Here is a 22,307-nt window from a genome sequence, read left to right on the forward strand (position 1 = left end):
AAATACAATTTGATACTGAGTTAAAAGGCTATAAAGAGATTAGAGAAACATTAACTATACTTAATAATATATTTCGTTTATATAATATTTTTCTCGTTAAAAATCTGTTAGAACTAGAACCTTTTTATAGTCCTCTGTACGAATTAAAGAATTGTCCAAAAATAAGAACACCTTTTGAAAATCAATTGACTGTATCAAACAAAACAGAATATATGGGCAATTTGGTCATAATTGATACTCCCGGTCCTAATGAAGCAACACAAGATTTCACCCTAGCACCCATCGTCAAAAAACAATTAACAGAAAATGCCAACTTAATCTTAATTGTTTTGGATTTTACTCAACTTAATACTGAGTCTGCTGAACAAATTAGAACAGAAGTAAACGAGATAATTAAACTAATTAATAAGGAAAATCTCTATATTATTGTTAATAAAATTGACCAAAGAAGAAAAAGCGATCCTCTTAATAATGAAAAATTAAATCAGTTTATTTTCTCACAATTTAATTTAGAAAATACCGAAAAAGCCAGAATATTTCCTATATCGGGCAGACAAGCATTATGTGCTAGTGCGTTTATTAATGAGTTGTCTCAAAATCCTGATAAAGAAGTGAAAGATTTAAAAACGGTGGAATCTTTTGCTGAGGAAGTCTATGGAATTGATTGGGAAGAAGAGTTAGCTGTGTCAACACCACAAATGTTAGAGAATAAAGTACAAAAATTATGGAATAAATCAGGTTTTAGTGATTTTACTGATAATGCAATTCAAGATATTTTAAAGACTATTTTGCCTAAGTTAATTAAAACATCTGTAAACTTGGGCGATAATATATTAAAACATGAAATAAAACCAGAATTAGACCTGAGATTAAAGACTCTCAATTCTGACAAAAATAAGATAGAAGATGAAATAAAAAATCTACAAGAAAATAAAAAAATAATTATACAACAACAAGAATGGCTAAAAGAAAAATTTGCAGAGCGAATCAGCTATTTTAGGAAAGACTTAAAAGATATAAAAGATGAAATGGAGTGTAAATCTTTTTCTGATATTTTAGAATCTCAAATTAGAAAACTTTTAAGGGAACAAAAAATAACAAACCGAAAATTTACGAATAAACAAGAAGCTGATAAATTTGGTGAGGAAATATATCAAAATGTTAGAAAATTCCTAGAAAATTGGTTTTCTCCATATAGAGATAGAATTGAAGGCACAATAATAGGACATAGAGAGCGTGTTAATGTTCATGTTGTTGACCTTAAAATAAAGGATATTTTTAAGGATGTGGAAAAACAATTAAAAACTCAATTTGACTTTGATATAAGTTATCAAATTTCTGATTTTGATAATTTTAGTACCCTTATTAATTCTCAAAAATATCAAGTAGATATAAATGCTGACGTACCTTTAGCTGGAAAAATTCACAATAATTTTGCCGTCAAATTAGGTAGTCTGGTTAAGCTAGAAATTCCTCGTGTCGAACATGAATACAAAGTTTATATTAATAGATACGTCAAACAAGTATCGAAAATAATTGAAGAGAACATTCAAGAATTAGCGAAACAAATTGAATATTTTGTTGATCAAGAGTCTGCACAATTTTCAAGGTATATAACGAACATAGAAAAGTTAATTAATAATTGTGTAAAAACACTGGAAGATTCTTTGGAAGATCAAAAATTATCTCAAGAGAATTTTGAAGCTAAGAATGAAAGATTGCAAGAATTATTACAAGAAACAAATAGTTTATTAAAAGAAACCGAAATTTTAGTGAATCAAATTGAGGAAATTAAATTGAGTTAATTTGATTGAACATAATAAAAAAGTCGATCGAGCCTACCGTACAGGAGAGAGGGGAGAGTTCGATCGAACTTTTATTTACCTTGAAGGGGGATACTGATTTAATTCTATCAATAATTTTCTTTCTAAAATTCTATCTTCCGTGTTAAATTGAAATATGCGAACAGTAACTTCACCAATATCTGTTAAAGGTTCAATACGACCATCATTGATACAAAAGTGATCTGACCATTTATCTCGTCTAGGATTAAAAAATCTTACTAATTCACCTGTTTTGGGATTAATTGAACCTAAATCAGTTCCTTTATTAAGATTACAGGGTAAACAAGCATAAGCGAGATTTTCAGAACTATTTTCGCCACCATGTTTTAAGCTAATAATATGATCTATGTGACAACCACTAGGGCGATATTTCTCCGCCATCAAACAATATTCACAGCCATAGTTAGCCCTTTTAGCGACTAACTTTTTTAACTCAAGAGGGAGATAAGGACGAGACATAATTAAACCTTTTGAAAAGAGGATTGTAGATATTGACAGGCTTTAGCTTTTGCCATTACAATTAAATGCTCAATCAAGACTAATTCCTCTAATTGTTGTTTTTCTTCTTTGGTAATTTCTGCATTTTTGGCACGATAAACTAAATCTTCTATTTCTTCTTTCACTTTGTCAGAAAATTGAAAATTAGTTAATTCTTCGGGAGTTGTTCCTTTCGCTATAAAATCAAGAAATTCATCATATATTTTCCGAGTTTTTACTATTGTCGTCATAATTATTGATTGAAATTTCAACTCTAAAACTAAATTTTATCATGGGTTGTGGGATTTTGGAGTTAAGAGTCTTAAAAGCCCTAGGAGAAATCGATCGATGTTTTTAATTTCTTATTTACGATAAACGATCGAGCCTACCGTACAGAGGAGAGAAGTTCGATCGAACTTTATTAAGTCTTTTGAGGCTTTTGCTATCATTAAACTGGACTAATTTTCGTCACGGAGTTGATTTTATGCCTTTCCTCAAAATTATGGTAAAGGAGGGGGAGCAAAAAATAAATCAAAATTTTTACTGATTAAACCTCGCTTTAATTTGTTATCTCCTGTCCATAATTTTCCTTATAATTCTAAAGTCAAAGCAACATGGATAACATCATTTACATCAATATCTTTACATAAATCATAGGCTAATTTTAAATTTTCTCCAGCGATTAAATCTTCTTTATAAAGATTAATTCTTTTCAAGAGAATATGGTAAAAGCTAATAATATCTTCTTCCGATAGTTTACTCAGTTTAAGTATTTTATCTTTATATTTAAACAACTCAACTAAAACTAACTCAGCAATATAAAATTTATAATCTCCTAGCCATAAAATAGAGGCAAAGTTAGAATTTTTATTTAGTAAAGCTGAAAATATAATGTTAGTATCAACAATAATAATAGACTGTGATTTCAAAGTTGATTATTCCTCTAAAATACGTTCTTTAATAGCATTCCATACGGTTGTGTCAATGTCATCTGCTAACTGTTTAGCTTGTTCTTCATTTAGTTTGCTAGAAGCACTAATATTTTCTAACATAAGATATTCTAAAAATTTAGTTAACTTTTCTTCAGTAAATATATCTTGATTTAATCTCACAATGATTTCTTGATTTTCTTTAGTTAAATTATAAGCTGATGTCATGATTATAAAAATTATTAATATTTATTGAGCAATAATTACAATATTAGCATTCTTTTTAATTTATTATTTACGATAAACGATCGAGCCTACCGTACAGGAGAGAGGGGAGAGTTCGATCGAGCTTTTTAGTTTATTATTATTTCAAATAGCAAAATTATTTTATTTTAAGCCAAGAAAATATTTGATTAACTGTTAATTCTAAATTCAAGGAATTAATAACTGGTAAAATTTCTTCATTTCGATAAATTTTTAGGGGTTTTTGTCTTTCAAATACCATAATTATTTTTTCTTCACTATCTATTAACCACCCTAATTGTGTGCCATTTTCTAAACAAAATAAAATATTATCTATTACTTTTGTGGGTTTTTGATTGGGAGATAAAATTTCTATACACCAATCAGGGGAAGAATTAAATTGATTGGCTATTTCTCCTTCCTCGTCTAAAGGTATTCTTTCCCAATAAAAAATAGCAATATCTGGTACGATCGATCTACTAGAAAAGGTACAACGCAATTCAGGTAAAGCATAAACTATTTTTTCTGGTTGGTTAAATTGATTAATAATTTCACAAATTTTGTATTGAATCTGACTATGTTTTCCTTGAGGCATAGGTTTTCTAATGACTTGATTATTGATGTATTCATAGGCAGGAGATTCTTCGATATAATCCTGTTGTAAAAATTCTTCAAGAGTTAATGTTGTCTTTTTGATAGGGGTAATAGTCATAAATTTTAATGATTTCCCAATTAGCTTTTTAAAATTAATTGTACTTTTTTCCTATGTTTATTTTAACGTGGCATCAGTAAATCTTTTAGCTAACAAATCAATACCTGTAATCGCCGTTCCCACAACCACCGCAAAACAGCCTAAATCAAGGGCTTTTCTCACTTCTTGGGGTGTTTTGACTCCGCCTTCACAAATAATCGGTTTATCAATAGTTTTAACCAGTTTCTCGATAAATTCAAAGCTAGGGGGAATGAGATTTTGTGTTGCTTCTGTATAAGCATAAAGAGTAGTGCCGATAAAATCTGCTCCAGCTTGACTCGCTTCGATCGAACTTTCAAAGGTATCAATATCTGCCATAATAGGCTTACCCAACTCCTGCTTAATCTTAGCGATAAGTTGGGGCATAGTTTCCCCGTTAGGGCGACTTCTGAGGGTGGCATCAATAGCGATAATATCTGCACCAGCCTCACTCACCGCCACCGCATCTTCAAAACGAGGAGTAATATAAACCGAAGAATCCAACCCCATTTGTTTCCATAAACCAATGACGGGAATATCTGGTAATAGTTTTTTGACGGCTTTAATGTGGCTTGGGCTATCAATTCTTAAACCCTTTGCCCCTTGATTAACACAGGCTAGTGCGATCGTACTAATGATGTCGGGATGATGTAAGGGTGAATCACTAGGCGCTTGACAGGAAATTATAAGGCTTGATTTTAAAGTTTCGATCATAAAAATCAATATAATGAAAAATATATTCTATAATAGTAAAAATTGCAAACGGAAAAACTCAGAGATGTTATTATTTTATTCAGAAAAAAACTTTTCTAAATCTCGATAACCATTAATAACTCTTGTAATAATAATTCCATTACTTTGGGGATAATAAAAAATAACATAATCATCCACTAAAAAACCTTTTAAATTCGGTTTAAGTTTATAATAATTCTTACCTAAATTTGGAAAATTAGCTATTAATTTACTTTTATTCCGAATAGCATCAAATAAGTTACTTGCATATTGAGGGTTTATTTTAGCTACAGAGTCACAAATTTCTTTCAAATCTTTAACGGCTTCTTCTGAAAAACTATAAGTCCCCATTATTCTACCCCATATTGTTGTTTTAATGAGGCTTTAATTTCTTGAAAAACCATTTCTCCATCTACTATCTTTCCTTCTTCAATTTGTTTTGTGCCGATGTCTATTTTTTCCTTCAAATCATTTAATCTTTTTTCACTTTCTTCATCTTCATCAGGTAAAATTATCACTTCTACTTTTTGCCCGGCATTAAACGGTAAATTTGATAATATCAATTCTTTAGAAGTACTAATTGTCAGATATTGCTTATAGGCATTCATCATAATATTTTTGGTGTTGAGTTAAAAATCTTGACTTTATTTTAGCTTATTCAAGACTTACTGATTTTTACCACAACTTACTGGAGATTACTGATAATATCTCATTTTATTACATATCAACCATAATAAACAAAATAAGGGTTGAATATTATTCAACCCCTACAATCACTTAAAAAACTTATTTGATTTTATCTTTTGTCTTGTTCAAAAGACTTTTTTAACACATCCTACCTAATACCGATAATCTTAATCGTTTAATTTAAGGTCTCTTAAAGCGTTAATATCCAATTCGATCGAAGGTCCCATAGAAGAAGATACAAACACAGTACGCCAATAACGACCTTTTGCACCAGAAGGACGCTGACGATCGACCGTCTCTTGTATTGCTTTTAAGTTAGATAATAAATCATCTGCCGAGAAAGATACTTTACCAAATAAGACGTGGACAATACCAGTTCGATCGGCACGAAACTCTAATTTACCTGCTTTAAATTCATTAATCGCCCCTGCTAAATCAGTGGTAACAGTACCGCCTTTAGGAGAAGGCATTAAGCCTTTAGGACCTAAAGCACGACCTAATTTAGCGATTTTAGGCATCATATCAGGGGTAGCAATTAAGACATCGAAATCCATCATTCCCTTTTGAATTTCGTCGATTAAATCCTCTTCCCCCACGATATCCGCACCAGCAGTTTTAGCTTCTTTCACTTGTTCCCCTCTGGTAATTACCGCAACTCTCACGGTTTGTCCTGTACCTTTGGGTAAGCTAACAGTAGTTCTTAACTGTTGATCGGTGTATTTAGGATCAATCCCTAAGCGGATATGAACTTCCGCCGTTTCATCAAATTTAGCGGTGGCGGTTTCTTTTAATAATTGCAACGCCTCCAGAGGTGCGTAGGCTTTGGCTTCTACCTTAGCTAACGCCTCTTTATATCTACGACTTACTTTTCTACTCATTTACGTTATGTGTCTCCTTGGGTAAACTAACGAAGTTTTAACACCTCTCCCCAAAATAAAATTACTTTTAATTTGAACGATCGGAATTTATGTTGATTTTTTATTCAACATCTATGCCTATTAATCAGCCTTGTTGAATTTTTAGTCAACAACGGTAACGCCCATATTACGAGCAGTTCCAGCGATAATTTTCATAGCCGCTTCAATGTCATTAGCATTCAAGTCAGGCATTTTTGTTTGGGCGATTTCTTTTAATTGAGCTTTGGTAATTTTAGCTACCTTGTTACGGTTGGGTTCTTTTGAACCACTTTTGATCCCAACGGCAGTTTTAATTAACTCAGAAGCAGGAGGGGTTTTGAGAATGAAGGTAAAACTACGATCCTCAAATACAGAAATCTCTACGGGAATAATCATCCCTACTTGATTAGACGTTTTGGCGTTATATTCTTTACAGAATGCCATGATGTTCACACCGTGTTGACCTAATGCAGGACCAACGGGAGGTGCTGGGTTTGCTTTCCCGGCGGGTAAAGCTAATTTGATTAATGCAACGACTTTTTTTGCCATTGTTTAAGTTTCCTTTTATCCTTGTTTTTCTACTTGATTAAATTCCAATTCTACGGGGGTGTCACGCCCGAAAATTGATAACAATGCCTTGAGTTTGCTTCTTTCGGTACTAACCTCAATTACTGCTCCAGCAAAGTCTTTGAATGGTCCTGATAATACTACAATTTGATCTCCTACCTGCATATCAATTTTGACCACAGGTTCAGCATCATCCATTTGTTTGAAGATTCGATCGACTTCCTTTGGGGATAATGGCATGGGTTTAACATGACCTCTACCTCTACCTACAGCTCGTCTCTGTTCTGCTCCTACAAAGTTGATGACATTAGGAGTATTTTTGACCATCTGCCAAGCGTCATCATCTAAGATCATTTCCACTAACACATAGCCGGGTAGTACTTTTTCCTCGCCACTATAGCGACTACCATCCTTACGGACTTTTACTGTGGGACTTTGAGGTATTCTCACTTGCAAGACTCGATCGGCAAGATCAAAACTATGAACTCGTTGTTCGATGTCAGTTTTAACCTTTTTTTCGCAACCTGCACCTACTTGTACTACATACCAACGGGGTTTTCCTACCGCTCTTTTAGGAGTAGATTCTCCTTCATTGTCGGGAGTAAAAGTCATTAAAACACCTTCCCAGCCGCCCAGCCAAATATTTTATCGACTAAATAAATCACAGTAGCTACTAATGTTACCATTAGAATAACAGCTACAGATTCACTCAGTAATTGTTGACGGGAAGGCCACACAACTTTAGCTAATTCTTGTTTTGTTTCCTCTACAAAATTGGCTTTGTCGGGGTTGTTATTTTCTGTCGGTGCAGTGCTAACATTTTTCGCCTTGACGGTTTCTTTATTTGTCACAATAGTTTCCCTCAATAACAGACTTTTTTCTGGGTCAATTAGACACCAAATGTATGCTCTCTATTATAGAGTCTATTAACCTTCTGTTTCTTTTTGATTAGACCAACACGCCCTAGAGGATTTGAACCCCTGACATTCGGTTTTGGAGACCGACGTTCTACCACTGAACTAAGGACGTATATGTAAATACTATAACGATTTTTGTTAAATTTTGTCAAGGGGTTGAGCAATTTAACTTTTTTTGATCGTTCGTTGGAGCTAAACAAGCAAGAAATTAAGTTAATATTATCAAGAGAGTAGGTAATTTTATGGATAAATAGTTATCAACAAAATTACTTTGTTAGCTTAACAATATTGAAATCAGACTATTTTTTGGTGACGTTATCCAATGGTCGATCGAAACGTTGTTTAATACGAGTAGCTTTACCGACTCTATCTCTGAGATAGTACAGTTTAGCACGTCTTACTTTACCACGACGAATAACTTGAATGTTGGCGACAATAGGAGAATGAATCATAAAGACTCTTTCTACGCCTACACCTTGAAATATGCGTCTCACGGTAATCGTTTCGTTAATTCCGCCATTACGCATGGCGATAATTGTACCCTCGAAGGGTTGTACTCTTTCTTTGCCTCCTTCTTGAATGCGGACACCTACTTTGACAGTATCGCCGACATTAAGGGAAGGTAATGTACTTTTGTCTTTCTGATATTCAGCCTCGATCGACTGAATAATCGCAGTTGCATTTATAGACATGGAGATTTATTGCTAGAAAACTCACAATTCTCTATCATAACTTTTATCTGATTTCTTTGTCAATAAAAAATTTTCTAAGCTAGGTCATCATCAGAGTTGATAAGCTAGAAAGAACGCATCTAAGTTTACTGATAAAGACAGGTTTTTACTATTTCATCTCATAATCTAACTTTATACATTTTGACGTGCGGAATGTGGGCTTAACTTAAAGGAATTTGATTTGATTCTAAAAATGTAGGGTGGGCAATGCCCACCATCTTAGAATTTTAAGATTAGATTTCAAGTATTGATATAAATACTATTTTTAAAGGCATCGTTTATGATTGAATAAGTAAAGCTAATACAAATTTCAACCAACATGGAAACCATAAAAATTAATCAACCACAACTTGATTTGCGTAAAATAATTGCAGAAATTAATCAAAAACATCAACCTATTTTGATCGAAGAAACAACAGATAAGGCAGTTTTAATTTCTGAGCAAAAATGGAAGGAAATCCAAGAAACTCTATATCTTCAATCTATACCCAAGATGGTAGATTCTATTCATCAAGAAGCGTCCACCCCTATAGAGGAATGTATTGATATTCAGGATATTGATTGGTAATGTGGCGAGTTATTCTAACAAAACAAGCTAATAAGGATGCTAAAAAATTATTTCACTTCTAGCTTGTTGATGGTGAATTTTAATAATATCTGTAACTGCTTCTTTGGTTTCTTCTTGGGCATTTGCACCCGGTATCTCCTCCACCCAACCAATCCACCAATCTCCATCTTTTGTAATAATAGCAGTATATTCAGCATTCATAATCAATATTTTTATGGTTTAGTTATTTCTGATTTATAATTATAATTTATTTATTCCGAAATTATAAAAGTTCTCAATTCGATCGAAATTATAACCAAAAAATATGTTAGAAGTTACATTATCAAAAGAATATCAAATTGTTATCCCTCCAGAAATTAGAGAGAGTTTACAGTTAAAAGCAGGACAAAAATTTTCCCTAGTCATCAAAAATGATTTAATATCCTTAATACCTCAAAAAACAACGATGGAATCCTTGAGAGGTATTTTAAAAGATGCAAATATTGATAATATTCGAGATCGTAATGAGAGAGTATGAAAGTTCTTGTTGATACTTGTGGATGGATTGAATGGCTAACAGACGGGATTTTAGCCGATAAATTTGCACCTTATTTAATTAATATAAATGATCTTATTGTGCCAACTTCCATACAATACGAATTACATAAGTGGATTTGTCGTGAAAAAAATGAGGAATTTGCAAAAGAAATTATTGCTTTAACCCAACAAGGTAAAGTTATTCCTTTAAGCGAATCTTTAGCTATTCTTACTTCACAAGTATCTCGCCAATTTAAGCTAAGTTTCGCCGATGCAATTATTTATGCTACTGCCGTACAAGAAAAAGTGCAAATTATTACGTCTGATGATCATTTTCTGAATTTACCAAATGTGCAATATTTTTCTAAAAAATCTGATATTAACAATTAAAAATCATAATCAAAAAAGGTTGACATTGCCTACTACTCTGACTTCTCGATCGAAATTAAACTATAGTTTTAATGGGTAAAAATTAAGAATATGAATTACAAAAAAAATATTAATTAAAGACATTTACAAATCATTTTGGATAATTAAATTAAAATAGAAATTCCTTTATTTTTAACAAGATTTAACAATTTTAAAGATGAGCCTTTAGGTTTTTTTTCTCCATTTTCCCATTGTAAAATTAAACGAGAAGAGACATTCAAATATTTGGCAAATACTTCTTGACTTAAATTTTGTTCTTGACGAATAGCTTTAATTTCTTCTGGTTTAAGAGATTGAATTGGACTTAAACATATCTCGTCAAATTCTTTCATTTTAGATTCACTTAACAAATCTAAGGAGTGTAAATCAGATGCTGTTTCATGAATAGATGCTAAAATATCACTTTGATAAACATTTTTATTGTTCATAACTTTTTCATGATAATAAAAGTTTATATTGATTTTATTTCCTGTTCAATTAAGTTTATAATCTGTAAAATATTTCTTGATTCACTAGGTTTTACGATCAATTCATCTTCAATATGAACATGATGAGGAAAATTTGGCAAATCGGGAAAATGCTCAACATTATCCCAACGTTTTCTTAATTTTTGCTTAGTTTCATTCATCCATTGATAACGATAACTTAATGTTACTAATCGACTATCAATTAACGTAAAAGATTGTGCAACTTCGAGAAAATCTTGATTAATTAAGGTAATTCTTGCCCGAAAATAACCCCGTTTAAATAAAATTCTTTCATCAATAATTTTAAAGGATTTAATAACTAAACTTGTGTTTAATTTTTCTTTTATTAAATTAATATAATTTTCCAGAGTTATCATTATTATCTTATTTTAACTCTTCCTTTGCGGATAACAACATTTCATAAAAAACACTCCATTCAAATAAATCAATATCATCCCCTAATTTTCCTTGACGAAATTGAGTGTAAAAATCATAAGAGGACATTTTATATTTATTTTCATAGTTTTTTAATTGAATTTCTAAATCAATAATATTTTGTTGAATTGTATTAAGTTTTGGTGAATTATTATTATCTAAATTTGTTTGTTTATTTAATAAATTTCTTTCTTCTTCTGAAAGAGATAAAATAATTTTAGTTAGAGAATTAACTAATTGTGTATTCATACTTTTATAAAGGATTCAAAATTAATAAATAGTCAGGTATTAAAGCTAATTTTTAGATTACCTCATAATCAAAAAAGGTGGGCAATGCCCACCCTACTTTTAATTCCCCCTTCCCTGTGGGAGAGGGGGTTGGGGGTGAAGGTTAAGCAATTTTAAGACTCAATCTTTCGTCTTCGACATCGACTAAAATTGTATCTCCATCTTTAAATTCTCCCCTTAAAATCGCTTTGGCGATCGAAGTCTCTAAGTATCTTTGTATTGCTCGTTTTAAAGGTCTTGCACCATATACTGGATCATAACCGATGTCAGAGAGAAAATCGAGGGCTGGATCGGTCAATGTTAATGCCATTTTCTGCTCGTTTAAGCGGGATTCTAGGCGTTTTACTTGAATTTTGACGATATTTCTCAATTCCGATTTTTCAAGGCTATGGAAGATGATTATTTCATCGATACGATTCAAAAATTCAGGACGGAAACTCGCCCTCATGGCTTCCATCACCCGACTACGCATCTCATCGTATTTCGAGTTATCTCCCGATACATCAAGGATATACTGCGAACCGATGTTACTGGTCATAATGATGATAGTATTGGTAAAATCAACGGTACGCCCTTGAGAATCAGTCAAGCGTCCATCATCCAAGATTTGCAACATCACGTTAAACACGTCAGGATGAGCTTTTTCAATCTCATCGAATAATACCACAGAATAAGGGCGACGGCGGATGGCTTCGGTGAGTTGCCCTCCTTCTTCATAGCCAACATATCCCGGAGGCGCACCCATTAAACGAGAAACGGTGTGTTTTTCCATGTACTCTGACATATCTATCCGTACGATCGCCTCCTCCGTGTCAAAGAGAATTTGAGCTAAGGCTTTAGCTAACTCGGTTTTACCGACACCCGTAGGACCTAGAAAGATAAAACTGGCGGTAGGACGATTAGGATCGGCTAAACCTGCACGAGAGCGTTGAATAGCGTCAGAAACGGCGATAACTGCCTCATTTTGTCCGATTACTCGCTCATGGAGTTGATCTTCAAGGTGTAATAATTTCTCTTTCTCAGATTCCACTAATTTACTAATAGGAATACCAGTCCATTTTGAGATGATTTCGGCTATGTCAGATTCGGTAACTTCTTCCCTTAAAAGAGATTTTCCGCTCGTCTGTTTTTCTGCTAATAATGCCTCTTTATCTTTTATTTGTCTTTGAATATCCGTTAGTTTTCCGTATCTTAATTCGGCAGCTTTATTATAGTCATAATCACGCTCGGCTTGTTGAATTTCGAGGTTAATTTTTTCGAGAGATTCTCTTAAATTACGAATTTGATCGATCGCTTCTTTTTCTCCCTGCCACTGAGCATTAAAAGCGGATTGTTCTTCTTTTAAATTCGCTAATTCTTGCTCTAATTTTTCCCGTCTTTCAACAGATGCTTGATCTACCTCTTTTTTAAGAGATAAACGTTCCATTTCTAGCTGTAAAATTTTTCGATCGACCTCATCTAATTCCTCTGGTTTGGAGGTAATTTCCATCTTTAATTTAGCGGCAGATTCATCCACTAAATCAATAGCTTTATCAGGTAAAAATCGATCGGTAATATAACGATTAGAAAGCATAGCGGCGGCAACCAAAGCACCATCGGCAATTTTTACCCCGTGATGGACTTCGTAGCGCTCTTTCAAACCGCGCAAAATTGAGATAGTATCGATTACATTGGGTTCATCTACGAAAACCGATTGAAAACGTCTCTCTAAGGCGGCATCCTTCTCGATATACTTGCGGTATTCATCGAGGGTAGTCGCACCGATACAACGCAATTCACCTCGTGCTAACATGGGTTTTAAAAGGTTTCCTGCATCCATTGCCCCTTGAGTCGCACCAGCACCAACAACGGTATGTATCTCATCGATAAATAGAATAATATTGCCTTGAGAGTCGGTGACTTCCTTCAATACGGCTTTGAGTCTTTCTTCAAACTCCCCTCGATATTTTGCACCAGCAATCAACGCGCCCATGTCTAAGGCGATGAGGGTTCGATCGAGCAAAGATTCGGGTACATCTCGGTTTATAATACGTTGGGCTAATCCTTCCACAATAGCAGTTTTACCTACCCCCGGTTCACCAATTAAGACGGGGTTGTTTTTGGTACGGCGGGAAAGGATTTGAATAGTACGGCGAACTTCATCATCTCTACCGATAACGGGATCGAGCTTACCAAGTTTGGCTAATTCGGTTAAATCTCGACCGTATTTCGTCAAAGATTCATATTTATTTTCTGGGTTTTGATCACTCACTTTTTGACTTCCTCTTATATCTTTAATAATGGATTTTAATTTATTTTCATCTAGGTTAAATTCTTGTAATAATTTCTTGCCAAAACGGTCATCTTGTGCATAGCCTAAGATGATATGTTCGATCGAAATAAAATCATCATCAAACTGTTTTTTATAATTATCAGCTCTATCGAAAAGGGTATCTAAACTTTTGCCTAAATAGACAGAATCACCGATGTTTTTAATCTTAGCTTGACGAGCAATAAATTCATCAACTTTATCTCTTAAACGAGCAACACTAACGTTAGCTTTATTAAAGATATTAACAGCTAATCCCTCTTGTTCTAAAAGAGATTTTAAGAGGTGTTCGCTTTCGATTTGTTGATGTTGATTTTGTTTAGCAATATCGGGAGTTTTGACTATAGCCTCCCATGCCTTTTCAGTAAATTGTTGGGGGTTTGTTGGTTGCATTTTACTCTAAAATTAAACGAATAAACAATAAATATAAGTAATAAAAATAATTAGACAATATGGACTTTTACTTCATTAATTGTAATGTTTTAAAGTCTATCAATTATTATAGATTGTTTAAAAGTAAAAAAAGGGGGAGGAATACCCTACTTCTTGAGTCGTGATTTAATCACTATAGCTTTTTTGTTACTGTTCATTCTAACCTACTTGTATATCGGTTTTAAATCAAGATTATCGTACACAAAATGAGTTTCTTAAAGACTTAGCGAATGAACTTTATCAATGTATTTCCCTAAATCCTCCCTCAAATCTTTCCTTGTTGAGTATTGCCCATGTGTTAATTATTATTTATTGAAGGAAACCAATTTTCATCTAATAATTGTTCTAAAGTATATGGACATTGATTGGGAAAGGTATTTAAGCGACTTTTTCTTTTAACATATTTCAAAGCATCTTGATAAATACTAATTAGTTCTTGTTGAAGATGATTGTATAAATTAGTTGTTAAAGATTTTCTTAACTGAGTACGAAAAGCCGTAATCTCTGCCTCCCAATGAGCCGAATTAAACTCATACTCCGATTCCCAATACTCAAGCAAAAGAAGATGTTTAATAATTTGTTCTAACAAACTTTCTACCTTGTTTTTTCTCTCTCTACCCAAATCATCTAATTCCTCTATTAAATTTTCTAAGTCTAATTGATTAAACTTTTTTTCTTTTAATAATTTTACCGTTTCTTGTATCCATAAATAATCATCTATTTCATATAATTCTTTTAAATTAACTTTTCCAATTACTTTCATAATTACTTCTTTCTCTCGATCGATCAAACTCTTTACACTTAATTATATAACCTCGATCGAATCTTTCGTTTATTATATCGAACTCCCTATAACCTCGATCGAACAGCGTTCAGCGATCGCACCTCTGTTCTTTGAGAAAAGCATTTTTTTAAGACAAATGATTTAAAATCATTAAATTATATGTATAATTTTTATGGTAAGATAATATGGGTTCAACGTTCGATTGGGATAGTGAAACAAATGCAAATAACAAAATAAAACATGGTATTGACTTTGAAACCGCTCAATATGCTTTTTTCGATCCCCATCGTTTAATTATCCATGATGCTAAACACAGCGAAATTGAAGAACGTTGGTTTTGTATTGGGAAGGTTGAGAACCGTCTTTTAACGGTGCGTTTTACTTATCGTAATGGAATAATTCGTATATTTGGTGCTGCACAATGGCGTAAATGGAGGAAATTTTATGAAAAACACAACACCTGATCCCACATATCCTATTGGTGATGTTACAATCGTAACGGATTTTTTGCCTCCACCAGAGCAGTTAGTGCCGAAAAAAAATACTGTAAGAATAACAATGGAGTTTACAAAAGAAAGTATTGACTTTTTTAAACGTGAAGCTCAACAGCACAATGCTTCTTATCAGGCAATGATTCGTAATCTTGTTGATTTTTATTCCAAACAACAACAAAAATAATTCTTATCGATCGAACTCTTTTAACTCATTATATGACCTTGATCGAATCCTCGCCAAATGATCAAAACTTTCCTTCTTTAGTCTTGTTTATGTGTTAATTGTGATTCATCGGAGGAAACCAATCTTCATCTAATAATTGATCTAAACTATAAGGACACTGCTTAGGAAAAGTATTAATGCCCGATTTATCTATAACATATTTACGAGCTTTTCTATAAATTAAGACCCTATTTTCCCCTAAATAATTGTAAAAATTTTTTGTCATTCGATCGTTAATTTGATCACGAAAACTGGTAACTTCTGAACACCAATGGTGATCATTTCTGTCTCTTTCTTCTTCCCAGTATTGAATTAATAATAAATGTCTAATAATTTGTTCTAAAAGACTTTGTAATGCTAATTTATCTCGTCTCGCCAAACTTTCTTACTCCTTAATTAAATTTTTTCAATCAATTAACTTTTTTTAGTTTATAACTCAGGAAACCAGTCTTCATTTAGCAAGTGATCTAAAGTATAAGGGCATTCTACGGGGAAAATATCAAGTCCAGACCTAGCTTTTACATATTCTCTGGCATTTTCATAGATATGATCGATCTGATCGTTTAAGTAATTATAAAAATTTTCTGTAATACGTCTATTAGTTTCAATACGATAATGAGTAATTTCTGCTTTTAAATCACGATAATTTTGTCCTCTATCTTTTTTGTCATGGCAATAATTTAATAATAATAAATATCTAATAATATTTTGCAATAAATCACTGATATTGAATTTTATTTCATTAGCTGTACTTTCTAATTCGTCAATTAAATTTTCTAAATCTATTTGATCAAGCTGTTTTTTCTTTAGTAATTTTACCGTTTCTTGTATCCATAAATATTCGTCGATTTCGTATAATTCTTTTAAGTCAACTTTTTCTATTACTTTCATAATTACCTCTTTCTCTCCATTGATCGAACCTTTCGTTTATTATATCGAACTCCCTATAACCTCGATCAAGAAGATGAAATTTAGATTTCAGGAAACCAAGTTTTATCTAATAGTTGATCTAAATTATAAGGACATTCTGAAGGAAAAATATTTATTCCCGATTTATCTACTACATAATCGTAAGCATCTATATATGTATCTTCTAAATTGTTTTGTAAGTAATTATAAAAGTTCGTGGTTATTTTTTTATTAATTTGACTCCGAAAACTGGTAACTTCTGAACGCCAATGACGATAATTTTTGTCTCTTTCATTATCCCAATATTGAATTAATAATAAATGTCTAATAATTTGCTCTAATAAATTTCTTATTGCTAACTTATCCCGTCTTGCCAAACTTTCTAACTCCTCAATTAAATTTTCTAAGTCTAATTCATTAAACTTTCTTTCTTTCAATAAATCAATAGTTTCTTCTAACCACAAATGATCATCGATTTCATATAATTTTTTTAAATCAATTTTTTCTATTACTCTCATAATTACCTCTTTATGTCGATCGAACTGAACTCTTTTAATCATTATAATCGATCGAACCTCCTCAGACGATCGAACCTTCTTTGTCATTGCGAGACACGAAGCAATCTCTCATATAGATCGAACAGTGCCACTTTTGGTGATCAAACTCTAATGATTTATTAATTCCAAATTTTTCATCGGCTTTGGTAAAGGCTTATTCCTTGCTTGATAGTCTTCAATTAATAAGTCTAAAACCTCTTGACCATTTTTCAAGGCTTCTTCATAGCTATCCCCGTGAGTATGAGCATAAGGACCAAATTCGGGTAAACTAACAATATATTTTTGATCTTCATTTAACCATTGAATAAGAATACTATATTTATAGTTCATAGATTTACTCCTGTATATTTTCTAAATCTTTAAGCGCATTTTTTACATCTTTTTCTTGATAACGGTTAGCATCAGCACCATCTTTCCCAGAAAGAGTTAAGCTATTTTCTAAAAGAGGATGATTCCACACCGTATGACTTCCCTTACCTGAACGATAAGTAAACCCTGCCTTGAGTAACATAGATTTAAGTTCTCTAATTTTTTTCGGCACTTTTAAAAGTTTCTCCCTGAAATTATCGATCGAACTTTTCCTTTATTATATCGAACCTTTATAAGCACAAATTCCACTAACCTCGAACCTTTCTCATTCATTGTTATTCACTGGAGGAAACCAATCCTCATCTAGTAATTGATCTAAAGTATAAGGACACTCTAAGGGGAAAGTATCTAACCTTGATTTAGCTTTTACATATTTTCTGGCATTTTGATAAATCTTGTTAATATTTTCTCCTAAATAATTGTAAAAATTTTTAGTCATTCGATCATTAATTTGATCACGAAAACTAATAACTTCTGATTCCCAATGTGCATAATTTCTTTCTCTTTCATTATCCCAGTATTGAATTAATAATAAATGTCTAATTATTTGCTGTAAAAGACTCTTTACTGTGTATTTTTTTTCGCTACCCAAATCCTCTAACTCCTCAATTAAATTACTTAAGTCTAATTCATTAAACTGTTTTTCTTTTAATAATTTTACCGTTTCTTGTATCCATAAATAATCATCGATTTCGTATAATTGTTTTAAATCAACTTTTTCTATTACTCTCATAATTACCTCTTTCTCTCCATCGAACTTTCCTCTCATTATAATCGATCGAACCCCCTCAGACGATCGAACCTTCTTTGTCATTGCGAGGCACGAAGCAATCTCTCATATTGATCGAACTTTTCCTTTATTATATCGAACTCCCTATAACCCCGATCGAACCCTCATCACCTCGATCGCTCAGCGCCACTTTCAGTGATCGAACTCTTTTTACTCATTAAAATTGATCGAACTCTTTACACTTAATTATATATATTTCTCTCTCATTTATTGCTAATGTTAAATATTAATTATTTTTCCTGCCAATCTTCCCATAATAACCCTTCTATTCTTGCAAATTCTCTAGTATTATGAGTAACCAGAATAAGATTATTCGCCATAGCGATCGATGCAATTAATAAATCGTTTCCACCGATAGGAGTTCCTTTTTTTTCCAAAAAAGCTCTTATAATGCCATATTGTTGAGCAGACTTATCATCAAAATCAAGGGAGGTAAATTTATCTAAAAAAAGTTTTTGATTCGACAAATTTTTGGAAGGATTATTACTTTTATTTGCACCGTAAAATAATTCAGCTTTTACAATGGAACAAATAAAAATATCTTTAACTGCTATAGTTTTTAATCTTTCAATAATTAAGGGTGATTTTTGATTCAAATATCTGACAATCACATTGGTATCTAACAAATACATAACATCATTAAATTCAGTTATTTTTCCACAAATTAAAATTATATATCATCAATAATAATCGGCTCATCAGCACATATACCTGCCGTTTTATCAAAAAAATCTTCACTCCATCCTAATTCTTCAGGAGTTTTAGTGATATTTTTATTTATATAATCTTCCACAATTAATTTAATTTCTTCTCCTAGAGAAATACCTTTTATTTTTGCAATAATTTCTAGTTTATTAATTAAAACAGGTTCTATATTATTTAAAACAATATTCATATTATAATTATCCTCTTACAATGACTCTTTTAATTTATTATAATCGATCGAACCCCCTCAGACGATCGAACCTTCTTTGTCATTGCGAGGCACGAAGCAATCTCTCATATCGATCGAACTTTTCCTTTATTATATAGAACTCTTATAAACTCGATCGCGCAGCGCCGCTTTTAGCGATCGAACAGCATCACTTTCAGTGATCACACTTTTCCAAAACCTCAAGCCACAACCTGTTCAAAAGAAAAATTTAATACATCAGTTCTTTCTTGAGCGTGTTCAAGGGTAATAGCACAAATATTTCCTTCTATATCAATATCAATGAGAGTATTATCATCTAAATCCTTCGTTTCGATAATTTCCATTGCTTTTAATTCAATATAAAGAGTATCAGTATCCGCAAAATATTTTATCTTCATGGTTTAAAACTACGATCGAAAAAAGCATTATGTACAGTTTCTCCATCTGGTAAAAGAATTACACGCAAATATTTATTTTCCATTTCTGGAATAACTGCCCACAATTTTATTCTACCATCGGCTTGAATTTCTTGTTTAATAGGATTAGCTATAACATTTTCTATCCATTCTAATTTGATAATTTTTCTATCTTCTCTTTGTCTAGTTGTTAAAAAATACTGAGTAAACTTCATTTTTTGAATATTATGCAGTATTAGCATATATTACCTAAAAATGAATCTAATCGATCGAACTCTCACCACCACGATCAACCCCTTTCCCTGTCATTGCGAGGAAACGAAGCAATCTCCTATATCGATCGAACCCTTTTAATCATTATATTACCTCGATCGAACTTTTCCTTGATTATACCAACTATTTTGTCATTGCGAGGTACGAAGCAATCTCCCATATCGATCGAACTTTCCCTTTATTATATCGAACTCTTATCACCTCGATCGAACAGTGCTACTTTTAGCGATCGAAATCGCACCTTTTCTTCTTGTATTTTATTTATATATTAATTGTTGTTCACGGGAGGAAACCAATCATCATCTAGTAACTGATCCAAAGTATAAGAACATTCTAAAGGAAAAATATTGAGATTGGATTTCACTTGAACATAATCAATAGCTTCTTGATAAATTTCCTCTAAATTGTTTGCTAAATAATTTTTTAAATTAGTAGTTAATCCTTTTTTTAACTGCTTTCTAAAACTTTTTATTTCTGCTTTCCAATGACGATGATTTCTTTCATATTCAATATCCCAATATGTCAGTAATAAGATATGTCGAATAATTTGTTCCAATAAACTACCAACAGCTAATTTATCTCTTTTTCCCAAATTTTCTAATTCCTCGATTAAATTTTCTAAGTCTAATTCATTAAACTTTCTTTCTTTCAATAAATCAATAGTTTCTTCTAACCACAAATCATCATCGATTTCATATAATTGTTTTAAATCAATTTTTTCTATTACTCTCATAATTACCTCTTTATGTCGATTGATCGAACTTTCCCTTTATTATATAGAACTCTTATAAACACGATCAAACCTATTATAATTTATTTGTAGGTGTTAAACACTGTTCAACCCAAAAATCCGAATAAAACCGCCTTCTATATAAATCATTGAATAGTATTGTATTGATAAATTTGATTGAGAAACGATTGAGGATTAAAAATTAAGGTCTGATGAAAATGTTTTAAATTTAGTAAATGTTTATCTAATGACACTAAATAATCGGCTTTCCCCTCATAACAAGCTGACAAAAAAATGTTATCTTTAGGGTCTATATTATCTAAATAGTTCGTTTCATATATTCCCCTTTTTATAAGAGATTTTTCTCTAATTTTTTCTACTAAACTAATAATGTATAATTCATCTACTTTTTTTCTTTGCAAAACAAGTATTAGTTCTTCAATTAACGAAGGAGTAACAATTAAGATAAAATAGCTTTGTTGCCATAGATTCAATATTTTATTAGGAGAAGTCAGCTCGTTACTACTTAAATAAGCCGAGATAAAAACAGAAGTATCAAGCACGACTAAAGGCTTTTTACTTACCATTATAAAGTTCCGTTTTCTTCACACTGAATAATAATTTTTTGTCTTAGCTCCTCAAATTCTTTTATACTTTCCTCCTTCGTTTTAGACTTTCTCTGTGAAATATTTTTTTCCACATTGGCAAAAGCTATTTTCATTAGTTCTTTTGCTCTTTTTAATTCTTTCTCTGTCGGGGGAGGGTTTATACTATATTTAGGTAATGTGCTTACTTTCATGTTTTTGATTATACCTCGATCGAACTTTTCCTTTATTATATCGAACTCTTATCACCTCGATCGAATCCCCTCAGACGATCGAACCCTTCCCTGTCATTGCGAGGAAACGAAGCAATCTCCCTCCATCGAACTTTGTCTTTATTATATCGAACCCTCATGACCTCGATCACTCCTTTGTTCTTTGAGAAAACCATTTTTTTAAGACAAATGATTTAAAATCATTAAATTATATGTATAATTTTTATGGTAAAATAATATGAGTTCAACATTCGATTGGGATAGTGAAAGAAATGCAAATAACAAAATCAAACATGGTGTTGACTTTGAAACTGCTCAGTATGCTTTTTTCGATCCCCATCGTTTAATTATCCATGATGCTAAACACAGCGAACTTGAGGAACGTTGGTTTTGTATTGGGAAGGTTGAAAACCGTGTTTTAACGGTGCGTTTTACTTATCGTAATGGAATAATTCGTATATTTGGTGCGGCACAATGGCGTAAATGGAGGAAATTTTATGAAAAACACAACACCTGATCCTGCATATCCTATTGGTGATGTTACAATCGTCACAGATTTTCTGCCTCCACCAGAGCAGTTAGTACCGAAAAAAAACACAGTAAGAATAACAATGGAGTTTACAAAAGAAAGTATCGACTTTTTTAAACGTGAAGCTCAACATCACAACGCTTCTTATCAGGCAATGATTCGTAATCTTGTTGATTTTTATGTTAAACAACAACAAAAGTAATTCTTATTTCTCGAACTTTTCCATTATTATATCGAACCTTCATCACCATGAATTGTTTTGTCATTGCGAGGTACGAAGCAATCTCTCATATCGATCGAACCCTTT

The 22,307-nt window shown here is 32.1% G+C and carries 42 protein-coding genes and 1 tRNA gene; 10 read left to right on the plus strand and 33 right to left on the minus strand.

Features of this window, described 5'->3' with window-relative positions; all coding sequences use genetic code 11:
- Positions 1 to 212: 212 nt before the first annotated feature.
- On the plus strand, positions 213 to 1,805 hold the full coding sequence (locus ACN4EE_RS02170) for a hypothetical protein (protein WP_431704757.1): 1,593 nt from the start codon (positions 213 to 215) through the stop codon (positions 1,803 to 1,805).
- Positions 1,806 to 1,880: 75 nt separating this feature from the next.
- Here the strand turns inward: ACN4EE_RS02170 and ACN4EE_RS02175 are convergent, their stop codons facing one another.
- The 14 genes from ACN4EE_RS02175 to rplS form a co-directional block, all read right to left on the minus strand.
- Positions 1,881 to 2,303: an HNH endonuclease gene (locus ACN4EE_RS02175; RefSeq protein WP_431704758.1), complete on the minus strand. Its 423-nt coding sequence runs from the start codon at positions 2,301 to 2,303 to the stop codon at positions 1,881 to 1,883.
- A 2-nt stretch (positions 2,304 to 2,305) separates the two neighbouring features.
- Entirely contained in the window at positions 2,306 to 2,572 is a 267-nt protein-coding gene (locus tag ACN4EE_RS02180) for a hypothetical protein (RefSeq protein ID WP_431704759.1), read from the minus strand.
- Between the two features lie 339 nt (positions 2,573 to 2,911).
- Positions 2,912 to 3,250: a PIN domain-containing protein gene (locus ACN4EE_RS02185; RefSeq protein ID WP_431704760.1), complete on the minus strand. Its 339-nt coding sequence runs from the start codon at positions 3,248 to 3,250 to the stop codon at positions 2,912 to 2,914.
- A gap of 6 nt (positions 3,251 to 3,256) precedes the next feature.
- Positions 3,257 to 3,478 carry a hypothetical protein gene (locus tag ACN4EE_RS02190; protein ID WP_431704761.1) on the minus strand — a complete coding sequence of 74 codons (222 nt, stop codon included), beginning with the start codon at positions 3,476 to 3,478 and terminating at the stop codon, positions 3,257 to 3,259.
- A 154-nt stretch (positions 3,479 to 3,632) separates the two neighbouring features.
- Positions 3,633 to 4,205: a Uma2 family endonuclease gene (locus tag ACN4EE_RS02195; protein ID WP_431704762.1), complete on the minus strand. Its 573-nt coding sequence runs from the start codon at positions 4,203 to 4,205 to the stop codon at positions 3,633 to 3,635.
- 57 nt (positions 4,206 to 4,262) lie between these two features.
- The gene (locus tag ACN4EE_RS02200) at positions 4,263 to 4,937 is read right to left on the minus strand and encodes an N-acetylmannosamine-6-phosphate 2-epimerase (protein WP_431704763.1); all 675 of its coding nucleotides are present in this window, start codon (positions 4,935 to 4,937) and stop codon (positions 4,263 to 4,265) included.
- Positions 4,938 to 5,012: 75 nt separating this feature from the next.
- Positions 5,013 to 5,306, minus strand: coding sequence for a type II toxin-antitoxin system RelE/ParE family toxin (locus tag ACN4EE_RS02205; protein WP_431704764.1), 294 nt, complete (start codon positions 5,304 to 5,306; stop codon positions 5,013 to 5,015).
- On the minus strand, positions 5,306 to 5,566 hold the full coding sequence (locus ACN4EE_RS02210; protein ID WP_431704765.1) for a hypothetical protein: 261 nt from the start codon (positions 5,564 to 5,566) through the stop codon (positions 5,306 to 5,308). Before ACN4EE_RS02210 ends, ACN4EE_RS02205 begins: the two co-directional genes overlap by 1 nt.
- Before the next feature lie 243 nt (positions 5,567 to 5,809).
- Complete coding sequence (rplA, locus tag ACN4EE_RS02215) at positions 5,810 to 6,520, minus strand: 50S ribosomal protein L1 (protein WP_431704766.1); 711 nt, start codon at positions 6,518 to 6,520, stop codon at positions 5,810 to 5,812.
- A gap of 141 nt (positions 6,521 to 6,661) precedes the next feature.
- A complete protein-coding gene (gene rplK, locus ACN4EE_RS02220; protein WP_431704767.1) occupies positions 6,662 to 7,087 on the minus strand; it encodes a 50S ribosomal protein L11 in 426 nt (141 codons plus the stop codon).
- Positions 7,088 to 7,102: 15 nt separating this feature from the next.
- Positions 7,103 to 7,717 (minus strand): transcription termination/antitermination protein NusG, encoded by a 615-nt coding sequence (gene nusG / locus ACN4EE_RS02225; protein ID WP_431704768.1) that lies wholly within the window; start codon positions 7,715 to 7,717, stop codon positions 7,103 to 7,105.
- Positions 7,717 to 7,956 carry a preprotein translocase subunit SecE gene (gene secE / locus ACN4EE_RS02230; RefSeq protein ID WP_431704769.1) on the minus strand — a complete coding sequence of 80 codons (240 nt, stop codon included), beginning with the start codon at positions 7,954 to 7,956 and terminating at the stop codon, positions 7,717 to 7,719. The genes nusG and secE overlap by 1 nt, the downstream gene beginning before the upstream one ends.
- A gap of 106 nt (positions 7,957 to 8,062) precedes the next feature.
- Positions 8,063 to 8,134: transfer RNA gene (locus ACN4EE_RS02235), tRNA-Trp, on the minus strand.
- Between the two features lie 187 nt (positions 8,135 to 8,321).
- The gene (gene rplS, locus ACN4EE_RS02240) at positions 8,322 to 8,708 is read right to left on the minus strand and encodes a 50S ribosomal protein L19 (protein WP_431704860.1); all 387 of its coding nucleotides are present in this window, start codon (positions 8,706 to 8,708) and stop codon (positions 8,322 to 8,324) included.
- Between the two features lie 364 nt (positions 8,709 to 9,072).
- Here rplS and ACN4EE_RS02245 point away from each other — a divergent pair, with 364 nt between their 5' ends.
- Positions 9,073 to 9,321: a type II toxin-antitoxin system Phd/YefM family antitoxin gene (locus ACN4EE_RS02245; RefSeq protein ID WP_431704770.1), complete on the plus strand. Its 249-nt coding sequence runs from the start codon at positions 9,073 to 9,075 to the stop codon at positions 9,319 to 9,321.
- A 39-nt stretch (positions 9,322 to 9,360) separates the two neighbouring features.
- On the opposite strand, the gene ACN4EE_RS02250 is transcribed toward ACN4EE_RS02245, so the two are convergent.
- Positions 9,361 to 9,522 carry a hypothetical protein gene (locus ACN4EE_RS02250; RefSeq protein WP_431704771.1) on the minus strand — a complete coding sequence of 54 codons (162 nt, stop codon included), beginning with the start codon at positions 9,520 to 9,522 and terminating at the stop codon, positions 9,361 to 9,363.
- 103 nt (positions 9,523 to 9,625) lie between these two features.
- On the opposite strand from ACN4EE_RS02250, the gene ACN4EE_RS02255 reads away from it, so the two are divergent.
- Together ACN4EE_RS02255 and ACN4EE_RS02260 are read left to right on the plus strand one after the other, a co-directional pair.
- Positions 9,626 to 9,838, plus strand: a complete 213-nt coding sequence (locus ACN4EE_RS02255) for an AbrB/MazE/SpoVT family DNA-binding domain-containing protein (RefSeq protein WP_431704772.1) — start codon at positions 9,626 to 9,628, stop codon at positions 9,836 to 9,838.
- Positions 9,835 to 10,227 carry a type II toxin-antitoxin system VapC family toxin gene (locus tag ACN4EE_RS02260; RefSeq protein ID WP_431704773.1) on the plus strand — a complete coding sequence of 131 codons (393 nt, stop codon included), beginning with the start codon at positions 9,835 to 9,837 and terminating at the stop codon, positions 10,225 to 10,227. Before ACN4EE_RS02255 ends, ACN4EE_RS02260 begins: the two co-directional genes overlap by 4 nt.
- A 143-nt stretch (positions 10,228 to 10,370) precedes the next feature.
- Here ACN4EE_RS02260 and ACN4EE_RS02265 read toward each other — a convergent pair whose 3' ends face one another.
- The 5 genes from ACN4EE_RS02265 to ACN4EE_RS02285 all read right to left on the minus strand — a co-directional run bounded on the left by ACN4EE_RS02265 (position 10,371) and on the right by ACN4EE_RS02285 (position 14,959).
- Positions 10,371 to 10,694, minus strand: a complete 324-nt coding sequence (locus tag ACN4EE_RS02265) for a helix-turn-helix domain-containing protein (protein WP_431704774.1) — start codon at positions 10,692 to 10,694, stop codon at positions 10,371 to 10,373.
- A gap of 23 nt (positions 10,695 to 10,717) precedes the next feature.
- Positions 10,718 to 11,110, minus strand: coding sequence for a toxin-antitoxin system TumE family protein (locus ACN4EE_RS02270; RefSeq protein WP_431704775.1), 393 nt, complete (start codon positions 11,108 to 11,110; stop codon positions 10,718 to 10,720).
- A gap of 7 nt (positions 11,111 to 11,117) precedes the next feature.
- A complete protein-coding gene (locus ACN4EE_RS02275) occupies positions 11,118 to 11,417 on the minus strand; it encodes a hypothetical protein (RefSeq protein ID WP_431704776.1) in 300 nt (99 codons plus the stop codon).
- A gap of 142 nt (positions 11,418 to 11,559) precedes the next feature.
- Positions 11,560 to 14,157 (minus strand): ATP-dependent chaperone ClpB, encoded by a 2,598-nt coding sequence (clpB, locus tag ACN4EE_RS02280; RefSeq protein WP_431704777.1) that lies wholly within the window; start codon positions 14,155 to 14,157, stop codon positions 11,560 to 11,562.
- A gap of 337 nt (positions 14,158 to 14,494) precedes the next feature.
- Positions 14,495 to 14,959: a DUF29 domain-containing protein gene (locus ACN4EE_RS02285; protein WP_431704778.1), complete on the minus strand. Its 465-nt coding sequence runs from the start codon at positions 14,957 to 14,959 to the stop codon at positions 14,495 to 14,497.
- 206 nt (positions 14,960 to 15,165) lie between these two features.
- On the opposite strand from ACN4EE_RS02285, the gene ACN4EE_RS02290 reads away from it, so the two are divergent.
- Together ACN4EE_RS02290 and ACN4EE_RS02295 are read left to right on the plus strand one after the other, a co-directional pair.
- A complete protein-coding gene (locus ACN4EE_RS02290; RefSeq protein WP_431704779.1) occupies positions 15,166 to 15,444 on the plus strand; it encodes a BrnT family toxin in 279 nt (92 codons plus the stop codon).
- Positions 15,425 to 15,658 carry a hypothetical protein gene (locus ACN4EE_RS02295; protein ID WP_431704780.1) on the plus strand — a complete coding sequence of 78 codons (234 nt, stop codon included), beginning with the start codon at positions 15,425 to 15,427 and terminating at the stop codon, positions 15,656 to 15,658. The genes ACN4EE_RS02290 and ACN4EE_RS02295 overlap by 20 nt, the downstream gene beginning before the upstream one ends.
- Positions 15,659 to 15,752: 94 nt before the next feature.
- Here ACN4EE_RS02295 and ACN4EE_RS02300 read toward each other — a convergent pair whose 3' ends face one another.
- The 10 genes from ACN4EE_RS02300 to ACN4EE_RS02345 form a co-directional block, all read right to left on the minus strand.
- Positions 15,753 to 16,076 (minus strand): DUF29 domain-containing protein, encoded by a 324-nt coding sequence (locus ACN4EE_RS02300; protein WP_431704781.1) that lies wholly within the window; start codon positions 16,074 to 16,076, stop codon positions 15,753 to 15,755.
- Positions 16,077 to 16,126: 50 nt separating this feature from the next.
- Complete coding sequence (locus tag ACN4EE_RS02305; RefSeq protein ID WP_431704782.1) at positions 16,127 to 16,588, minus strand: DUF29 domain-containing protein; 462 nt, start codon at positions 16,586 to 16,588, stop codon at positions 16,127 to 16,129.
- Between the two features lie 80 nt (positions 16,589 to 16,668).
- Complete coding sequence (locus tag ACN4EE_RS02310; RefSeq protein ID WP_431704861.1) at positions 16,669 to 17,124, minus strand: DUF29 domain-containing protein; 456 nt, start codon at positions 17,122 to 17,124, stop codon at positions 16,669 to 16,671.
- A gap of 147 nt (positions 17,125 to 17,271) precedes the next feature.
- Positions 17,272 to 17,493, minus strand: coding sequence for a type II toxin-antitoxin system HicB family antitoxin (locus tag ACN4EE_RS02315; RefSeq protein WP_431704783.1), 222 nt, complete (start codon positions 17,491 to 17,493; stop codon positions 17,272 to 17,274).
- Between the two features lie 4 nt (positions 17,494 to 17,497).
- Positions 17,498 to 17,704 carry a type II toxin-antitoxin system HicA family toxin gene (locus ACN4EE_RS02320; RefSeq protein WP_431704784.1) on the minus strand — a complete coding sequence of 69 codons (207 nt, stop codon included), beginning with the start codon at positions 17,702 to 17,704 and terminating at the stop codon, positions 17,498 to 17,500.
- Positions 17,705 to 17,797: 93 nt separating this feature from the next.
- A complete protein-coding gene (locus ACN4EE_RS02325; protein ID WP_431704862.1) occupies positions 17,798 to 18,265 on the minus strand; it encodes a DUF29 domain-containing protein in 468 nt (155 codons plus the stop codon).
- 287 nt (positions 18,266 to 18,552) lie between these two features.
- A complete protein-coding gene (gene vapC, locus ACN4EE_RS02330; protein WP_431704785.1) occupies positions 18,553 to 18,954 on the minus strand; it encodes a type II toxin-antitoxin system tRNA(fMet)-specific endonuclease VapC in 402 nt (133 codons plus the stop codon).
- Between the two features lie 38 nt (positions 18,955 to 18,992).
- Complete coding sequence (locus tag ACN4EE_RS02335; protein WP_431704786.1) at positions 18,993 to 19,217, minus strand: hypothetical protein; 225 nt, start codon at positions 19,215 to 19,217, stop codon at positions 18,993 to 18,995.
- 218 nt (positions 19,218 to 19,435) lie between these two features.
- Positions 19,436 to 19,633: a DUF2283 domain-containing protein gene (locus tag ACN4EE_RS02340; protein WP_431704787.1), complete on the minus strand. Its 198-nt coding sequence runs from the start codon at positions 19,631 to 19,633 to the stop codon at positions 19,436 to 19,438.
- A complete protein-coding gene (locus ACN4EE_RS02345; protein ID WP_431704788.1) occupies positions 19,630 to 19,866 on the minus strand; it encodes a hypothetical protein in 237 nt (78 codons plus the stop codon). Before ACN4EE_RS02345 ends, ACN4EE_RS02340 begins: the two co-directional genes overlap by 4 nt.
- 93 nt (positions 19,867 to 19,959) lie before the next feature.
- Between ACN4EE_RS02345 and ACN4EE_RS02350 the strand changes: the two genes are divergently transcribed.
- Positions 19,960 to 20,196: a hypothetical protein gene (locus ACN4EE_RS02350; RefSeq protein WP_431704789.1), complete on the plus strand. Its 237-nt coding sequence runs from the start codon at positions 19,960 to 19,962 to the stop codon at positions 20,194 to 20,196.
- On the opposite strand, the gene ACN4EE_RS02355 is transcribed toward ACN4EE_RS02350, so the two are convergent.
- The 3 genes from ACN4EE_RS02355 to ACN4EE_RS02365 all read right to left on the minus strand — a co-directional run bounded on the left by ACN4EE_RS02355 (position 20,193) and on the right by ACN4EE_RS02365 (position 21,453).
- Positions 20,193 to 20,657, minus strand: coding sequence for a DUF29 domain-containing protein (locus ACN4EE_RS02355; protein WP_431704790.1), 465 nt, complete (start codon positions 20,655 to 20,657; stop codon positions 20,193 to 20,195). The genes ACN4EE_RS02350 and ACN4EE_RS02355 overlap by 4 nt on opposite strands.
- Positions 20,658 to 20,800: 143 nt before the next feature.
- Entirely contained in the window at positions 20,801 to 21,241 is a 441-nt protein-coding gene (locus ACN4EE_RS02360; RefSeq protein ID WP_431704791.1) for a putative toxin-antitoxin system toxin component, PIN family, read from the minus strand.
- Positions 21,241 to 21,453: a hypothetical protein gene (locus ACN4EE_RS02365; protein WP_431704792.1), complete on the minus strand. Its 213-nt coding sequence runs from the start codon at positions 21,451 to 21,453 to the stop codon at positions 21,241 to 21,243. The genes ACN4EE_RS02360 and ACN4EE_RS02365 overlap by 1 nt, the downstream gene beginning before the upstream one ends.
- Between ACN4EE_RS02365 and ACN4EE_RS02370 the strand changes: the two genes are divergently transcribed.
- From ACN4EE_RS02370 to ACN4EE_RS02380, 3 genes are all read left to right on the plus strand, one after another.
- Complete coding sequence (locus tag ACN4EE_RS02370) at positions 21,452 to 21,613, plus strand: hypothetical protein (protein WP_431704793.1); 162 nt, start codon at positions 21,452 to 21,454, stop codon at positions 21,611 to 21,613. The genes ACN4EE_RS02365 and ACN4EE_RS02370 overlap by 2 nt on opposite strands.
- 96 nt (positions 21,614 to 21,709) lie before the next feature.
- The gene (locus tag ACN4EE_RS02375; protein WP_431704794.1) at positions 21,710 to 21,988 is read left to right on the plus strand and encodes a BrnT family toxin; all 279 of its coding nucleotides are present in this window, start codon (positions 21,710 to 21,712) and stop codon (positions 21,986 to 21,988) included.
- A complete protein-coding gene (locus tag ACN4EE_RS02380) occupies positions 21,969 to 22,202 on the plus strand; it encodes a hypothetical protein (protein WP_431704795.1) in 234 nt (77 codons plus the stop codon). The genes ACN4EE_RS02375 and ACN4EE_RS02380 overlap by 20 nt, the downstream gene beginning before the upstream one ends.
- Positions 22,203 to 22,307 lie beyond the last annotated feature (105 nt).

Origin of the sequence: Geminocystis sp. CENA526 (assembly GCF_050753365.1) — a bacterium.
In the GTDB taxonomy this organism is placed as follows: Bacteria; Cyanobacteriota; Cyanobacteriia; order Cyanobacteriales; family Cyanobacteriaceae; genus Geminocystis.

Coding starts and splice junctions, on each gene's coding strand:
- ACN4EE_RS02170 (WP_431704757.1), top strand. CDS start 213: ATGGGCAATTTGGTCATAATTGATACTCCCGGTCCTAATGAAGCAACA.
- ACN4EE_RS02175 (WP_431704758.1), bottom strand. CDS start 2,303: ATGTCTCGTCCTTATCTCCCTCTTGAGTTAAAAAAGTTAGTCGCTAAA.
- ACN4EE_RS02180 (WP_431704759.1), bottom strand. CDS start 2,572: ATGACGACAATAGTAAAAACTCGGAAAATATATGATGAATTTCTTGAT.
- ACN4EE_RS02190 (WP_431704761.1), bottom strand. CDS start 3,478: ATGACATCAGCTTATAATTTAACTAAAGAAAATCAAGAAATCATTGTG.
- ACN4EE_RS02195 (WP_431704762.1), bottom strand. CDS start 4,205: ATGACTATTACCCCTATCAAAAAGACAACATTAACTCTTGAAGAATTT.
- ACN4EE_RS02200 (WP_431704763.1), bottom strand. CDS start 4,937: ATGATCGAAACTTTAAAATCAAGCCTTATAATTTCCTGTCAAGCGCCT.
- ACN4EE_RS02205 (WP_431704764.1), bottom strand. CDS start 5,306: ATGGGGACTTATAGTTTTTCAGAAGAAGCCGTTAAAGATTTGAAAGAA.
- ACN4EE_RS02210 (WP_431704765.1), bottom strand. CDS start 5,566: ATGATGAATGCCTATAAGCAATATCTGACAATTAGTACTTCTAAAGAA.
- rplA (WP_431704766.1), bottom strand. CDS start 6,520: ATGAGTAGAAAAGTAAGTCGTAGATATAAAGAGGCGTTAGCTAAGGTA.
- rplK (WP_431704767.1), bottom strand. CDS start 7,087: ATGGCAAAAAAAGTCGTTGCATTAATCAAATTAGCTTTACCCGCCGGG.
- nusG (WP_431704768.1), bottom strand. CDS start 7,717: ATGACTTTTACTCCCGACAATGAAGGAGAATCTACTCCTAAAAGAGCG.
- ACN4EE_RS02245 (WP_431704770.1), top strand. CDS start 9,073: ATGGAAACCATAAAAATTAATCAACCACAACTTGATTTGCGTAAAATA.
- ACN4EE_RS02250 (WP_431704771.1), bottom strand. CDS start 9,522: ATGAATGCTGAATATACTGCTATTATTACAAAAGATGGAGATTGGTGG.
- ACN4EE_RS02255 (WP_431704772.1), top strand. CDS start 9,626: ATGTTAGAAGTTACATTATCAAAAGAATATCAAATTGTTATCCCTCCA.
- ACN4EE_RS02260 (WP_431704773.1), top strand. CDS start 9,835: ATGAAAGTTCTTGTTGATACTTGTGGATGGATTGAATGGCTAACAGAC.
- ACN4EE_RS02265 (WP_431704774.1), bottom strand. CDS start 10,694: ATGAACAATAAAAATGTTTATCAAAGTGATATTTTAGCATCTATTCAT.
- ACN4EE_RS02270 (WP_431704775.1), bottom strand. CDS start 11,110: ATGATAACTCTGGAAAATTATATTAATTTAATAAAAGAAAAATTAAAC.
- ACN4EE_RS02275 (WP_431704776.1), bottom strand. CDS start 11,417: ATGAATACACAATTAGTTAATTCTCTAACTAAAATTATTTTATCTCTT.
- clpB (WP_431704777.1), bottom strand. CDS start 14,157: ATGCAACCAACAAACCCCCAACAATTTACTGAAAAGGCATGGGAGGCT.
- ACN4EE_RS02285 (WP_431704778.1), bottom strand. CDS start 14,959: ATGAAAGTAATTGGAAAAGTTAATTTAAAAGAATTATATGAAATAGAT.
- ACN4EE_RS02290 (WP_431704779.1), top strand. CDS start 15,166: ATGGGTTCAACGTTCGATTGGGATAGTGAAACAAATGCAAATAACAAA.
- ACN4EE_RS02295 (WP_431704780.1), top strand. CDS start 15,425: ATGAAAAACACAACACCTGATCCCACATATCCTATTGGTGATGTTACA.
- ACN4EE_RS02305 (WP_431704782.1), bottom strand. CDS start 16,588: ATGAAAGTAATAGAAAAAGTTGACTTAAAAGAATTATACGAAATCGAC.
- ACN4EE_RS02310 (WP_431704861.1), bottom strand. CDS start 17,124: ATGAGAGTAATAGAAAAAATTGATTTAAAAAAATTATATGAAATCGAT.
- ACN4EE_RS02315 (WP_431704783.1), bottom strand. CDS start 17,493: ATGAACTATAAATATAGTATTCTTATTCAATGGTTAAATGAAGATCAA.
- ACN4EE_RS02325 (WP_431704862.1), bottom strand. CDS start 18,265: ATGAGAGTAATAGAAAAAGTTGATTTAAAACAATTATACGAAATCGAT.
- vapC (WP_431704785.1), bottom strand. CDS start 18,954: ATGTATTTGTTAGATACCAATGTGATTGTCAGATATTTGAATCAAAAA.
- ACN4EE_RS02335 (WP_431704786.1), bottom strand. CDS start 19,217: ATGAATATTGTTTTAAATAATATAGAACCTGTTTTAATTAATAAACTA.
- ACN4EE_RS02340 (WP_431704787.1), bottom strand. CDS start 19,633: ATGAAGATAAAATATTTTGCGGATACTGATACTCTTTATATTGAATTA.
- ACN4EE_RS02345 (WP_431704788.1), bottom strand. CDS start 19,866: ATGAAGTTTACTCAGTATTTTTTAACAACTAGACAAAGAGAAGATAGA.
- ACN4EE_RS02355 (WP_431704790.1), bottom strand. CDS start 20,657: ATGAGAGTAATAGAAAAAATTGATTTAAAACAATTATATGAAATCGAT.
- ACN4EE_RS02360 (WP_431704791.1), bottom strand. CDS start 21,241: ATGGTAAGTAAAAAGCCTTTAGTCGTGCTTGATACTTCTGTTTTTATC.
- ACN4EE_RS02370 (WP_431704793.1), top strand. CDS start 21,452: ATGTTTTTGATTATACCTCGATCGAACTTTTCCTTTATTATATCGAAC.
- ACN4EE_RS02365 (WP_431704792.1), bottom strand. CDS start 21,453: ATGAAAGTAAGCACATTACCTAAATATAGTATAAACCCTCCCCCGACA.
- ACN4EE_RS02375 (WP_431704794.1), top strand. CDS start 21,710: ATGAGTTCAACATTCGATTGGGATAGTGAAAGAAATGCAAATAACAAA.
- ACN4EE_RS02380 (WP_431704795.1), top strand. CDS start 21,969: ATGAAAAACACAACACCTGATCCTGCATATCCTATTGGTGATGTTACA.